Genomic DNA, 13576 nt, shown 5'->3' with positions numbered 1-13576 from the left:
GCGGGAGGGGGATTATCAGCCGAGCTTCCATTCCCAGCCGAGCGGGTCGCCGTCCATCACCTCGACGCCCTTGGCGGCGAGATCGTCGCGGATGGCGTCGGATTTGGCGAAGTCCTTCTCGGCGCGGGCCGCCTTGCGGTCGGCGAGGGCCTGTTCGATTTCGTCCTCGGTGATGACGGCGTCCTTGGGGCGGATGCGCAGGTCTTCGCGGGAAAGTGTGAGCAGGTTGAGGCCGAGGACCTCATCAAGGGTCGCAAGGTGATGCCAACGAAGCTTGTTGCTCATCGCTGGATCACCCAAGATCGATTCGATAATAGGAAGCGCCTTCGGCGTGTTCAGATCATCAGACATCGCTTCTTCAAAATCTTGAAGATAGCCGAGAGCGGCCTGCTCGTGCCACCGATCACGAGGGATAGGCTCGAAGTTACTCGGTGCATCAATCGGATTGCCCGTTGCCTCGTATTCCTTCCAACCTTGGACCGCGACAACCTTAAGCATCCGCTTCAACCGCGTCAGCGCCGCGCCGAGGCCTTCCCACGAAAACTCGAGCTCGCTGCGGTAATGCGCCTGCAGGCACATCATCCGATACGCGAGCGGGTGATAGCCCTTGTCGATCAGCAATTGCAGCCGCAGGAACTCGCCCGACGACTTGCTCATCTTGCCCGTCCGGTCGACGAGGAAGTTGTTGTGCATCCAGTACCGCGCTCCCGAATGCGCGGTATCGTCCAGGCCCCCAGAACCCTTGGCGCAGCCGCAGTAGGCCTGGTTCTGCGCGATCTCGTTGGGGTGGTGGATTTCGCGGTGGTCGATCCCGCCGGTGTGGATGTCGAACGGGAAGCCGAGCAGCTTGCCGCCCATTACCGAGCATTCGAGGTGCCACCCGGGCGCGCCGCGCCCCCATGGCGAATCCCACTCCATCTGCCGCGTCTCGCCTGCGGGCGTGGCGCGCCAGATCGCGAAGTCGGCGGCGTTGCGTTTGCCCTCGACCGTGTCGATCCGGCCCTCGCCCTCTTCGGTCACGGCACGCGCCAGCCGCCCGTAATCCTCGACCGTCGAGACATCGAAATAGAGCCCGCTCTCCAGCTGATAGCAGTGCTTCGCCTCGATCTGCTTGGCGAAGTCGATCATCGCGTCGATGTAATCGGTCGCGACCGACCATTCGGCAGGCTCGCGGATATTGAGCGCCTTGACGTCCGCCTTGAAGGCCTGCGTGTAATGCTCGGCAATGTCCCAGATCGACTGCTTCTGCCTGGCAGCCATCTTCTCCAGCTTGTCCTCGCCCGCATCCGCGTCGTCGGTCAGATGGCCGACATCGGTGATGTTGATGATATGGGTGAGCTTATGGCCCGTCCAGCTGAGCGTGCGCCCGAGCACATCGGCGAACACATAGGCGCGCATATTGCCGATATGCGGGTAGTTATAGACCGTCGGCCCGCAGGTATAAACGCGCGCTTCGCCCTCGTGGATCGGAACGAAGGGTTCGAGCTGGCGGTTGAGGCTGTTGAACAGCTTGAGTTGCGGCGCATCGGTCATAGGCCGCGCAAATGGGCCAAGCCGCGCGACTGCGCAACACCGGAGCGATCATATCAGTAAGGATTCAGGCACCGACACCCTCTCACGCATGCTGGGCGGCGTGGCCATTGCGGGCTGCGCGATCGCGGTCGTGTGCGACCTGCTGGGGGCGGCGCTGTCCGACAGGATCGGCCTCGCCAGCGACACGATCAGCAATCTGGCGGCGGGCGAGTGGGACATTCTCTCCGACCTCGGCATCTACGCCTTCGTCGTCGGGGTGCTGGCGGTGACGGCGGGGCTGATCCGCTGGCGGGTTTCGCGCTGGGACTGGCGGATAGGCACGGTGCTGCTGGTGGTGCTGGCACTCGATTACACGCTGATCGCGGCGTACGAGGCCTATTCCACCGGCGAGGGGATCCAGATCCACTACAAGCTGGTCTACCTGATGGGCGTCGCCTTCCCGCTGACCGTGCTGCTGACCGCCGGACAGTTCTACGAACTCGATCGGCGGCTGGGCATCGCGCTGTATATCGGCGGCGCACTGTGGGCGCTGGCCGCGCCGTTCCTGTTTTTCGTGCCGACTGCGTGGGACGGGCTCTACGAACGCGCGCTGGCGCTGGGCAAGCTGGGCTGGTTCGTGACCATGGGCGTGATGATCTGGCGCGACCCGGACATCGTCCGCCGCGTGCCAGAAGAGGAGCGGAGCTAGAGCCCTTCGCAGTATTCCGGATTGTCAGAAGTATCCCCGAACTCGCAGCCGCGCTTCAGCTCGGCGCGGATCGTGTCGCAGGAATTCTGGATATTGCACGCCGGACGCGTGGCGGGCGACATATTGTAGCACTGCTCGGACAGGGTTTCCGCCTCCTTGCGCCCCAGTTCGGCAAGGCAGGAGCCTTCGGTCGGCTCGGCGGTGCTATTGTCGAGGGCGGGGCGGCTGTTCGCATATTCGTCGCTTGGCGGAGTGGGTTCGGCCTCGCTCGGGCCGACCGGGTCGATCACCGGCGCAGGGTCGGAGGCCTGCACCTCGCTCGGCTCCGCCTCGGGCTCGGCCGTGTCGGGTGCGTCGCACGCCGCAAGCGCGCAGACTGCCGCCATGGTCGAAATCCAGCCGATGATACGCATGTCCGCTCCTTCAAATCCGTGCCATGTTCAATCGCCCGACCGACTTGCGGTTCCGCGTCTCAGCCGCCCATCGCAGCGATCGTCGCGAAGATCACGATAGCCACGCCTGCGATTCCCATGACGATCATCAGCCCGAGCGGAAGCCCAGCGCCCTGCCCCCCGCTCGCGTTGCGGCCGCCAGCGGTCAACACCGCCGTGCCCAGCAAGATCGCCAGCGCGGTGCCCAGCCATTCGAGCGTCTCCAGCAGCGACGACATCGGCACCGGCGTCACCGGGAAGATCGCGAACAGGTCGAGCAGATAGACCGCCGCAAAGCCGATCGCGGCAAGCCCGCTCCACACGCGCCGAACGCCGCCGCGCCAGGTCATCCACGCCAGCACCAGCGAGCCGAGGCCGAGCACGGTCAGGAAGATGTTGAAGCCGGCCAGCACGCTCGCCGGATAGGCGCTGAAATCGCGGGTCTCGACGAAGCCGCCGGGGATCATCAGCGCAAGGTTGATCGCCGACAGCGCGAGCAGCAGGGCGACGAGATGGCGCGGGTTCATGGCCGCGTATCCCTATTCGAAGCCTTCGAAGCGAACATGCTCTTCCAGCGGCACACGGTTGCGATCGAAGGTGTTCACCGGCGCGTCGGGATCGCGATAGCCGATGCCCATGCCGCAGAAGAAGCGGTGCGTATCGGTGCTCACCCCGATGTGTTCCATGATCGGATCGGCGTAGTAGGCCATGAATTCCTGCGGGCAGGAATCGAGCCCCTCCTCGCGCAGCAGCAGCATGATCGTCTGCAGCCACATGCCCGTGTCGGACCACTGCGCTTCCTTCATCAGCCGCGGGAAATAGCACAGCAGAAGAACGGGCGCGCCGAAGCTGACCACGTTGCGCCCCATCGCAGCGGCGCGGCCCGCCTTGTCCTCGCGCGCCACCCCGAGCGATTCGAACATGCTCGCGGAGAGTTCGTAAAGGCGCTGCTTGTAGCGATCCTCCTGCTTGGGTGCGTCCCAGTCGTAATCGGGCTGCTTCATTTCGGAGCCGCTCAGTTTCTCGCGCAGTTGCGCTAGAGGTTCGCCCGTGAGGATGGTCGCCTCCCACGGCTGGTAATTGCAGCCCGAAGGGGCCCAGCGCGCGGTGTCCATCACGCGCCGGATCGTCTCCAGCGGCACGGGCGTATCGAGAAAATCGCGCACCGAACGGCGCGAGGTGACGGCTTCGGAAACGGACATCGGGGTATCGCTCATGGCCACTCGGCTAGCGGCTGAGCCCCTGCGCGCCAACCCGCCTCGATCGAGTCCGTGCTGTCCTACTTGGAAATTGCCCACTAGCTGGATTCGCCCTGCGACTCTTCTTGCGAGAACCATCATGGGCGATCCCACCACCTACCATTTCGATCTCGACCCCGCCGCGCGGCCCGCCTTTGCCCCGCTTGAGGAACGCTGGTGGCCCGGCATCCGCGATGCCGCGCTCAGGGCGTCAAGCGCGCGGATCTATGACGCGATTCTCGGCGTGCGCGCTATCGTGATTCACGCGACGGCGGGCGGCAGCTCGGCGGGCGCGGCGAGCGTGATCTTCGACCGGCGCGCGAGCTTCCACTGGCTGGTCCCCGACGAGGACGAGCCGCAGCATGGGCAATTCGTGTGGGCCACCTGCCACGAGGCACGCGCGGCCTGGCACGTGCGCAATGGCTGCTGTCATCCAATGCTGGGGGGCGGGCGCGGCCGGATCAACCACTGGTCGCTCGGCATCGAGGTGGTGAACCGTCAGGTCCGCTCCGACGCCTTCTCCGACTGGCAGATCGAGGCCACCGCGCAGATCGTCCGCTACGCCTGGGCCAAATACCCCAACCTGCGCCACGTGGTCAGCCACGCGATGCTCGATCCTGCACGCCGCAGCGATCCCGGCAGCCTGTTCCCGTGGGAGCGGTTCAAGGAGGCGGTGCTGGATGCGCGCGAGGATCGCATGCCGGAGCTGGTGGCGGGAGCAGCGGAGTTGGAGGCGGTTCTGCCGTCAGCGCCGTTTTGCATGGTGGTGTGATGTATAAGCCGATCGCTTCAAGCGGACAGGTGTATCCAACGCCGTCGAAAATCCATCATGTCTCTCTGTAGATCTTTTAGATCCTCGTAGGCGAGCATGAGATGGGTGCTTGCACCTCGCAGAACGTTCGCCCTCTCCTCATCTGAAAGCGCCCCCTCGTTCACACTCAAAAGGGCTTCGCAGATGGTAATGAACTCAGGCAATGCCACTTCTGCTCGAGCTGGGCTTGGAGGTAGGTTTCCTTGTGCCTGAGCACGCTTTGACGCGAAATCGCTGTTACTAAGTTCAGCAACAACAAACCTCGCGCCGTCGAGATACATAGTCAATTTGGCATTCGATCGCTCAATTGCTTCGTCGTGAAACTCGTGAAAAATCTGAACGATCGTTCCATGAGCCATGCTGGCTAGTCTGCCCACCTGTTGAACGAGCAAAAGCCGCTCGTAGGCTTGGAATTTCATCAGTTCGACATGTTGCTCGCGTCCTTGCCGGATTTGCCTAGACAGAACGCGAACGGTCCATGCTGCCGCTATGAGCGCAGCAATTCCCGCCGCCCAGCCGCTTAGTGCAGAAATCCATTCTCGAGTGCAGCTAACGTCTTTCGCCGGGCAAAGGCCTGGAAGCTTAAGCGCATGAGCAAGAACGAAACCGAGGACCGCGCCCGCGAAAACACAATAGAGCGCCAGCAAGCCTTGGTCCCGATCTCTCACCTCACCCATCCACCTCGAACAGATCCGCCATCTGCCCGATCATCGTGCCGCCCAATTGTTCGACATCCATGATCGTCACCGCGCGCTTGTAGTAGCGGGTTACATCGTGGCCGATGCCGATGGCGACCAGTTGCACTGGCGACGCCTTCTCGATCCACCCGATCACCTTGCGCAGGTGCGCTTCGAGGTAGCCTGCGCGGTTCACCGATAGCGTCGAGTCGTCCACCGGCGCGCCGTCGGAGATGACCATCAGGATGCGGCGATCCTCGGGGCGGGCGAGCAGGCGCTGGTGCGCCCACATCAGCGCCTCGCCGTCGATGTTCTCCTTCAGCAGGCCCTCGCGCATCATCAGGCCGAGGTTGCGGCGCGCGCGGCGCCAGGGCTCGTCGGCCTGTTTGTAGACGATATGGCGCAGGTCGTTGAGGCGGCCGGGCTGCTGCGGCTTGCCATCAGCGAGCCATTTCTCGCGCGTGTGCCCGCCCTTCCACGCGCGGGTGGTGAAGCCGAGGATTTCGGTCTTCACCCCGCACCGCTCCAGCGTGCGCGCAATGATGTCCGCGCTGATCGCGGCGATGGAGATCGGGCGTCCGCGCATCGAGCCCGAATTGTCGATCAGCAGGGTGACGACCGTGTCCTTGAACTTGGTCTCACGCTCGCGCTTGTAGCTCAGCGAATGGCCGGGGCTGATGACGACGCGCGCCAGCCGCGCGGCATCGAGCATCCCCTCTTCCTGATCGAAATCCCAGCTGCGGCTCTGCTGCGCCATCAGCCGCCGCTGGAGCCGGTTGGCCAGCCGGGTGACGACGTGTTGCAAGCCGGTCAGCTGGCTGTCCAGATAGGCGCGCAGCCGGTCCAGCTCGTCCGCATCGCACAGCTCGGTCGCAGCGATTTCCTCGTCGAACTTCCTCGAATAGACCTGGTAGTCGAAGTCGTCGGGAATATCGGTCCAGTGGCGGTTGGGGCGCACGGGCATCATGCCCTCTTCGCCGTCGTCCCCCGCGTCGTCGCTGTCGCCGTCCTCTTCGGAAAGCTCGGCCTCGCCATCCTCGTCGGCATCGCCCTCGGCCATTTCGGACGCGGCCTCGGGGCTCTGCTGCGGCGACTGGTCGCCCTCATCCTCCTCGTCGGTCTCGTCCTCGGGCGATTCGCCGTCGTCCTCGTCGCCTTCGTCGTCGGCATCGTCGGGCGAAGGATCGGCGCCCTCGATCAGGTCGAGCTGGCGGAGCATCTCGATCGAGAGGTCCTGGAACGCCTTCTGGTCATCCAGCTTGTCGGCAAGCGAGGCGAAATCGCCCCCGGTCCGCTCTTCGATAAAGCCGCGTACCAGATCGACGCCCTTGCGTGCGCGTTCGGGGATCGGCTTGCCGGTCAGCGCCTCGCGCATCATCAGCGAGACGGCTGTCGAAAGCGGCACGTCGCGCGCCTCGGTGGCGCGTGCGATGGGGTCGCTGGCGGCGCGCAGCTCGGTCGCTGCGGCGAGGTTCTCGCCCACGCCCGCGAAACCTTGCGCGCCGAGCGCCTCGTAGCGGACTTGCTCGACCGCGTCGTACACCGCGCGGGCGACCGGCTCTCCCGGAGCGCCCGCATCGTGCAGCGCATTGTCGTGCAGGCGAATCTTGAGCGCGAAACTGTCCGCAAAGCCGCGCGCCTCGGCCGCCTGTTCGGGCGGCAACTGGCGCCCGGGCAGCGGCACGCGGAAGTTCTTGCCCGCCGCGCCCGGACGGTCCGCGCTCCACGCGACTTCTACCTCGGGCTCGCGCGCAATCGCCCGCGCGCCGCCGGTCAGCGCGCGTTTGAAGCGATCGAGAGGGGTTTCTTCGCTCAAGTCAGGACCTGCCTAGAGGATGCAGATTAAAGGATCGACTGCCCGGTGGACTGCCAGTCCTTCAGGAAGCCCACGATGCCCTTGTCGGTCAGCACGTGGTTGACGAGGCCGCGGATCACCTTGGGCGGCGCGGTCATCACGTCGGCGCCGATCTTGGCTGCCTGCAACACATGCGTCGCATGGCGCACGCTGGCGACGAGGATTTCGGTCTCGAACGCATAGTTGTCGTAGATCAGGCGGATATCTTCGATCAGCTGCATGCCGTCGAAGCCGTTATCGTCATGGCGGCCCACGAAGGGCGAGATGAAGGTCGCGCCCGCCTTCGCAGCCAGCAGCGCCTGGTTGGCGGAGAAGCACAGCGTCACATTGACCATCGTCCCATCGTCGGTCAGCGCGCGGCAGGTCTTCAGCCCGTCGAGCGTCAGCGGCACCTTGATGCAGACATTATCGGCGATTTTCCGAAGCTTTTCCGCTTCCTTCATCATCGTTTCGTGATCGAGCGCGACGACTTCGGCGCTGACCGGACCATCGACGATCCCGCAAATTTCCTTCGTCACCTCAAGGAAATCGCGGCCCGACTTGTGGATCAGCGAGGGGTTGGTGGTCACCCCGTCGATCAGGCCCGTCTCGGCCAGGTCCTTGATATCCGCAATATCGGCGGTGTCGGCGAAGAATTTCATATCTGTCGTATTCCTGTCATATTGTATAGCGGTCGCGGCGCGCGTGCGGTCGCGCTTTCACGAACAACGTCAGAGCCCGTCATGAATCGCCCACGTCTCGCGAAACGTCTTCTCCCACTTGCCGCCGCGGCCCTGCTTTTGCAACCGAGCGCGGCACTCGCCGACGATAGCGAATTCTGGGTCGAGTTTGCTGCAAAAGGCGACATTGCGCCGGGGACCAGCCTCAAGGTCGAGGTGGAGGAACGTCGCAAGGACGGGCCGAACGAATATATCGTGGGCGCGGTGGTCGACCGCGAGGTAGGTGAGGGCTTCTTGATCGGCGGCGGGATGGAGGTGCACGACACCGACGGCTTTACCGAACTCCGGCCCTACCAGCAGGTCGGCTATTCCAGCGGCATCCTGTCGCTGCGCACACGGATCGAGGAACGCTTCTACGATGATTCGGACCGCATGGCCCTGCGGCTGCGCCAACGCGTGCAGGTGAGCGATACGATCGCCCCCAAGCTGAAGGCGGCGGGCTCGGTCGAATTGCTCTACCAGCTGCGCGACCGAAATGATGGCGGGCCGCAACGGATCGACCAGTGGCGCTTTAATGCAGGCCTCACCTACCGTCTCGCAGAGCGGTTCGAGGTGACCGGCGGTTATTTGCTGCAACTGCGCCCCCGCCCGGGCGGCGACACCTATACCCACGTGCCGCAAGTGAGCGTCGCGTACCGGTTCTAGGCGACGGCAAAGCGCAGGGTCATCTTACCCTCCGCCGCAAGAGAAGTCGGTTTCGGCCCGGCGGAAGCCGTCCGATCTCATGCAAGTCCGGGTGATGGCGAAGCGCTGGTGCTGCGTGCAGCTAGAGCCGCGAACCTACGCCCAGCGTGCCGATCAGCACCGGATCGTTGGTGCTGCGCGGATCGGCGCGGATCGCGGCTTCCTCGCGCCCGATCTCGGTCCAGATCGTGTCGTTGACCTCGCCCGCGACCCGGCCCGCAACGCCGCCGACATCGACTCCTGCAAGGCTGGAGAGCAGCTGGCCGATCAGCGGATCCTGCGCCAGCCGCATCGCCTCGCCCAGTTCGGGCACCATCGCGTCGATTACGCGGGCCCCCGCTTCGGCGCGCAGGTAACTCGTCGCTGCGGTCGGTCCGCCGGTGATGAGGTCGATAGTGTTGCGCACCCCGATCAGCCGAATCGTATCGAAGATGACCGGCGCGGCGCGCTCGCTCGCATCCACTGCGAAACCCGCGAACTCGCGCTCCACCCGCGCCTTGACGAGGCCCGAGGTGAGAATGCTGGCCAGCACGTTGCCCCGCGCGCCGAGCAAACCGTCGAGGCCGATCTGGCCGACCTGCCGGTCCCAAAAGCCGCCGGGTGCCGTCAGGCGCGCGAAGGCGCGTTCGCTGGAAAGCAGCAGCAGCCGCTCGATCACGTTGGTCACGCGGTCCTCGTAGGTCATGCACCCGCCGAGCATCAGCGTGCCCGCTCCGGCGCCCATCATGCCCAGCAGGCGGCGTCGGTTCAGGCCATTTTCGAGAATTCCGGTCATCGTCTCACCTTCCATCCTTGTCGCGCGGGAGCCCCAGCGCCCATATTGGCGGCCGACCAATGCGCCGTATCCGCCTCCTCGTCCTCAACGCCGCGCTCGGCGTGCTCGATTACCGTGTGCCCGAGGGCATGGCGGTCGAGCATGGCAGCGTCGTGGTCGCGCCGCTCGGCCCGCGCCAGGTCACGGGGATCGTGTGGGAAGAGGAACGCCTGCCGGGCGAGTCGGTGCCCGACGCGAAGCTGCGGCCGATCCTCTCGGTCCTGCCGGTCGCGCCGGTCCGCAGCGAACTGCGCCGCCTGATCGAATGGACCGCCGACTATTACTGCGCGCACATGAGTTCGGTCGCGCGCATGGTGCTGGCAAGCGGCGGCGCGCTCAAGGGCGGCGTGACCGTGACCGAATATCGCCTGACCGGCGCGCAGCCCGACCGGATGACGCCCCAGCGCAAGGCCGCGCTCGACGCGCTGGAGGGCGCGCAGGGCACGATCCGCGAGCTGGCGGCCATGGCCGGCGTTTCCGAGGGCGTGCTGCGCGGCCTCGTGAACCAGGGTGTGCTCGAACCCGAGGAGGTCGACGCGGACCGCCCCTACCCGCGTGCCTGGCCCGACCATGCCGAGCCCGTGCTCTCTGAGCAGCAGGAGGAGGTTGCGGGCGAGCTGGTGGCGGCCGTGCAGGCGCAGGATTTCGCGCCCATCCTGCTCGACGGGGTGACCGGATCCGGCAAGACCGAGACCTATTTCGAACCCGTCGCCGCCGCGATCCGCGCGGGCCGTCAGGTGCTCGTCCTGCTGCCCGAAATCGCGCTAACCGAGAACTTCCTGCGCCGATTCGAGGATCGCTTCGGGGTGGTGCCGGTCTTGTGGCACTCCTCGCTGAAGTCGTCCGAGCGCCGCCGCGCCTGGCGCGCCATCGCGCGCGCGCCACAGGATAACGGCGCGCAGGTGGTGGTCGGCGCACGCTCCGCGCTCTTCCTGCCCTACGCCAATCTCGGGCTGATCGTGGTCGACGAGGCGCACGAGGTCAGCTTCAAGCAGGACGACGGCGTGCGCTACAACGCGCGCGATGTCGCGGTGATGCGGGGCCATTTCGAGCGCATACCGGTGGTGCTTGCAAGCGCCACGCCCGCGCTCGAAAGCCTGCATATGGCGGAGACGGGCACCTATCGAAAGCTCGACCTTCCAAGCCGCTTCGGCGGGGCCACGCTGCCCACGATCCGCCTGCTCGACCTGACCGAGGAACCGCCCGAACGCGGCCGCTGGCTTGCGCCCACGCTGGCGCGCGAGCTGTTCGCGCGGATGGAGCGCGGCGAGCAGACGCTGCTGTTCCTCAACCGGCGCGGCTACGCTCCGCTGACGCTGTGCCGCACCTGCGGCTACCGCTTCCAGTGCAAGCAGTGCAGCGCATGGCTGGTAGAGCACCGCTTCACCCACAAGCTCGCCTGCCACCATTGCGGGCACGAGGAGCCGACGCCCGAGGCGTGCCCCGAGTGCGGCGAGAAGGACAGCCTCGTCCCTTGCGGCCCCGGCGTGGAGCGCGTAGCCGACGAAGTGCGCGAGATCGCGCCCGAGGCGCGCATCGCGGTGGCGACGTCAGACACGCTCAATACGCCTGCCCGCGCCGCAGAGTTCGTCGCCATGGCGGAAAGTGGTGCGATCGACGTGATCGTGGGCACGCAGCTGGTGACGAAGGGCTTCCACTTCCCCGACCTGACGCTGGTCGGCGTGGTCGATGCGGACCTTGGCCTCGAAGGCGGAGACCTACGCGCCGCCGAGCGGGTCTACCAGCAGATCGCGCAGGTCGCGGGCCGCGCGGGCCGTGCCTCAAAGCCGGGCGAGGTGCTCATCCAGACGCGCCATCCCGAAGCACCGGTGATCGCGGCGCTCGCCGCCGGGGACCGGGACGCCTTCTATGCTGCCGAATTGGAGGCGCGCCGGCATGCGGGTGCCCCGCCCTTCGGCCGCTGGGCGGCGATCATCGTGTCGAGCGAAGACGACCGGGAAGCTCGCGCCGCCGCCGCGCGGATCGGCGATGCCCGCCCGCATCTCGACGACATCATGATCCTGGGTCCCGCACCCGCCCCGCTCGCGCAACTGCGCGGTCGCTATCGCTATCGCCTGCTCATCAATGCGCGGCGCACCGCCGCCCTGCAGGACGCGATCCGCGATTGGCTCGGCCCGCTCGACCTGCCGCGCGGGGTGCGTGTGGGGATCGACATCGATCCTTACAGTTTCGTCTGACAGGGATGATCGCCCGGCGAGAAGTCCGGAGGCGCCATCCTTCGCCTAGTCCAGCTGCTCCGCGCTCTCGTCTGATGTGCCAGGCCAGCCCGGCTTGGCCTCCCAGAACACTCCACCGCGCCGAGGGCTGAGGGCTCGATTGAAATCAACCGCATTATGAATTAGCCTGCCCGAATCAGGCCAGACATTGGGCCAAGTATTTGGACACTGGGGGGAAAATTCACAATGCGTTTGATCGCATCACTATTCGTTGCGCTGTCGGTGCTGGTCGCCGTACCGGCGTCGGCGCAGAGCTGGCACCGCGCCGAGACGCAGCACTTTATCGTCTACGCTGAGGACGAGTCCGACAGCACCAAGGAGTTCGCGCAGGATCTGGAGCGCCTGGACGAGGTCTTGCGCATCCTCACCGGTATTGGTCCAGACGACGGCAGCATGCCGAAATCGTCCAAGGTGACGGTCTTCCGCTTCGGCGAGACGCGCGACATGGCAACGCTGGCCGGCAATCGTAACAGCGGCGTCGGCGGATTCTTCATCGGTCGCGCAGACGGTGCGGTGGCGTTCGTGCCGCGCCAGCTGAACAAACGGCGGGGCCGCAGTCGGCAACGCGATGTCGATTCGGCGATGATGCTCGATCCGCAGGGCGTCCTGTTCCACGAATACGTGCACTATTTCATGTTCCAGCACAGCGATGCGCCCTATCCGCTTTGGTATAGCGAAGGCTTCGCGGAGCTGTTTTCCAACGTCGAGTTCTACGACGATTACTTCGTCATCGGCGAAGTGCCTACCGCACGCAGCTATTCGCTCGCGAGCATCCCGATCGACCTCGAAAAGACCTTCGATCCGCCGGCCAAGCGGGATCGGAACACCACCGGTCGCACCTATGCTCACGGCTGGCTGCTGGCGAGCCACCTCAACCTGAACCCCGAACGCCGGGGCCAGATGGGCAAGTACATGGAGGCGATTGGCCAGGGCAAGACGCGGATGGAAGCCGCAAGGATCGCGTTCGGCGACCTGGATGTCCTGCGCAAGGAGCTGGAGGAATTCCGGCAGGGTCAGGCGCGCACACTCAAGGTGCCCTATGCCACCCAGGCCGATCCGGCAGTCGAGGTGCACAAGCTCAATGAGGCGCAGGCGGCACGCATGGAAGCGATGATCATCACCAACCGTGGTGTCGACGAGGATGAGGCCGCAAGCGTCGTACGCAAGACCCGACCGCTGGTGGAGCGTTTTCCCCAGAGTCCGGAAGTGCTGCTTGCAGCGACCGAGGCCGAAATCTATGCGCGCAACTATGCCGAAGCCGAAGGCTTGGCGCAGCGCGCCATGGCGGCCGATCCGGACTCGACCGAGGCAGCAATGTTCTATGGCGACATCGCACTTCGCCAGTCGTTCAACGACCCGTCCAAGCTCGGCGAGGCGCGCAGCCGCTATGCCGTGGCCAATCGGATGGAGAGCGATCACGCCTATCCGCTCTACCGCTATTACCTGACCTACCTCTTCGACGAGGGAGAAGAGGTACCGGATGTGGCAAAGGCCGGGCTGGAAAGCGCGTTCCGCTATGCGCCCTACGATTACTCCATCCGTCAGGCGTTGGTGCATATGCTCCTGCTCGAGGATCGCCCGGATGAAGCGAAGATCGTGGGCGCGCCGTTCCTTGACGGTCAGGGCGGCCAACAATGCATGCTTCGCAAGATGTTCACCGAGTTCCAGGACGGCAAGCGCGAGCCGCTTCTGAAGGAAATCCGCCCCGACCACCCCGGTGAATACAAGGACGAGGCTGCACGCAAAGCCGAGCGGGAAGCGCTTGAGAAAAGGATCGAGGAGTATGGCTGCGAGGTCGACTGACCGCTGACGCCGACAGACTGTTCGATGGAGATCGGGCCGGGAGCATCGCGCTTCCGGCCCTTTTCATTGCTGCCAAGGGGGTGCTT

At 65.2% G+C, this 13576-nt stretch carries 13 protein-coding genes; 5 read left to right on the top strand and 8 right to left on the bottom strand.

The features are described 5' to 3' along the window. Positions 1 to 15 precede the first annotated feature (15 nt). Positions 16 to 1533 carry a cysteine--tRNA ligase gene (gene cysS, locus ACYQ0L_RS13560; RefSeq protein ID WP_459789842.1) on the bottom strand — a complete coding sequence of 506 codons (1518 nt, stop codon included), beginning with the start codon at positions 1531 to 1533 and terminating at the stop codon, positions 16 to 18. A gap of 88 nt (positions 1534 to 1621) precedes the next feature. On the opposite strand from cysS, the gene ACYQ0L_RS13555 reads away from it, so the two are divergent. Next, the gene (locus ACYQ0L_RS13555; protein WP_459789840.1) at positions 1622 to 2221 is read left to right on the top strand and encodes a DUF998 domain-containing protein; all 600 of its coding nucleotides are present in this window, start codon (positions 1622 to 1624) and stop codon (positions 2219 to 2221) included. Here the strand turns inward: ACYQ0L_RS13555 and ACYQ0L_RS13550 are convergent. Genes ACYQ0L_RS13550 through ACYQ0L_RS13540 form a run of 3 tightly spaced genes read right to left on the bottom strand, consistent with a single transcriptional unit; the run spans position 2218 to position 3869 of the window. Continuing rightward, on the bottom strand, positions 2218 to 2634 hold the full coding sequence (locus tag ACYQ0L_RS13550) for a hypothetical protein (RefSeq protein ID WP_459789839.1): 417 nt from the start codon (positions 2632 to 2634) through the stop codon (positions 2218 to 2220). The genes ACYQ0L_RS13555 and ACYQ0L_RS13550 overlap by 4 nt on opposite strands. Before the next feature lie 59 nt (positions 2635 to 2693). Then, positions 2694 to 3179, bottom strand: coding sequence for a DUF8051 family protein (locus ACYQ0L_RS13545; protein WP_459789838.1), 486 nt, complete (start codon positions 3177 to 3179; stop codon positions 2694 to 2696). 12 nt (positions 3180 to 3191) lie between these two features. Continuing rightward, positions 3192 to 3869 (bottom strand): nitroreductase, encoded by a 678-nt coding sequence (locus tag ACYQ0L_RS13540; RefSeq protein WP_459789837.1) that lies wholly within the window; start codon positions 3867 to 3869, stop codon positions 3192 to 3194. 121 nt (positions 3870 to 3990) lie between these two features. Between ACYQ0L_RS13540 and ACYQ0L_RS13535 the strand changes: the two genes are divergently transcribed. Continuing rightward, complete coding sequence (locus ACYQ0L_RS13535; RefSeq protein WP_459789836.1) at positions 3991 to 4662, top strand: N-acetylmuramoyl-L-alanine amidase; 672 nt, start codon at positions 3991 to 3993, stop codon at positions 4660 to 4662. Positions 4663 to 4679: 17 nt separating this feature from the next. Here ACYQ0L_RS13535 and ACYQ0L_RS13530 read toward each other — a convergent pair whose 3' ends face one another. From ACYQ0L_RS13530 to fsa, 3 genes are read right to left on the bottom strand one after another with little or no spacing between them, the layout of a single operon-like run. Beyond that, positions 4680 to 5348 (bottom strand): hypothetical protein, encoded by a 669-nt coding sequence (locus ACYQ0L_RS13530; RefSeq protein ID WP_459789835.1) that lies wholly within the window; start codon positions 5346 to 5348, stop codon positions 4680 to 4682. A 22-nt stretch (positions 5349 to 5370) separates the two neighbouring features. After that, on the bottom strand, positions 5371 to 7194 hold the full coding sequence (gene cobT, locus ACYQ0L_RS13525) for a cobaltochelatase subunit CobT (protein WP_459789834.1): 1824 nt from the start codon (positions 7192 to 7194) through the stop codon (positions 5371 to 5373). A gap of 26 nt (positions 7195 to 7220) precedes the next feature. Continuing rightward, complete coding sequence (fsa, locus tag ACYQ0L_RS13520) at positions 7221 to 7874, bottom strand: fructose-6-phosphate aldolase (RefSeq protein WP_459789833.1); 654 nt, start codon at positions 7872 to 7874, stop codon at positions 7221 to 7223. Between the two features lie 81 nt (positions 7875 to 7955). Between fsa and ACYQ0L_RS13515 the strand changes: the two genes are divergently transcribed. Further along, complete coding sequence (locus ACYQ0L_RS13515) at positions 7956 to 8597, top strand: DUF2490 domain-containing protein (RefSeq protein ID WP_459789832.1); 642 nt, start codon at positions 7956 to 7958, stop codon at positions 8595 to 8597. A gap of 121 nt (positions 8598 to 8718) precedes the next feature. Here the strand turns inward: ACYQ0L_RS13515 and ACYQ0L_RS13510 are convergent, their stop codons facing one another. Continuing rightward, a complete protein-coding gene (locus ACYQ0L_RS13510) occupies positions 8719 to 9411 on the bottom strand; it encodes a DUF4197 domain-containing protein (protein ID WP_459789831.1) in 693 nt (230 codons plus the stop codon). 59 nt (positions 9412 to 9470) lie between these two features. Here ACYQ0L_RS13510 and ACYQ0L_RS13505 point away from each other — a divergent pair, with 59 nt between their 5' ends. Together ACYQ0L_RS13505 and ACYQ0L_RS13500 are read left to right on the top strand one after the other, a co-directional pair. Then, positions 9471 to 11648, top strand: coding sequence for a primosomal protein N' (locus tag ACYQ0L_RS13505; RefSeq protein WP_459789830.1), 2178 nt, complete (start codon positions 9471 to 9473; stop codon positions 11646 to 11648). 225 nt (positions 11649 to 11873) lie between these two features. Further along, positions 11874 to 13490 (top strand): hypothetical protein, encoded by a 1617-nt coding sequence (locus ACYQ0L_RS13500; protein ID WP_459789829.1) that lies wholly within the window; start codon positions 11874 to 11876, stop codon positions 13488 to 13490. Positions 13491 to 13576: the final 86 nt, after the last annotated feature.

The sequence above is a fragment of the Alteriqipengyuania triglochinis genome (genome assembly GCF_054655655.1).
This window is presented reverse-complemented; position numbering and strand designations above follow the sequence as displayed.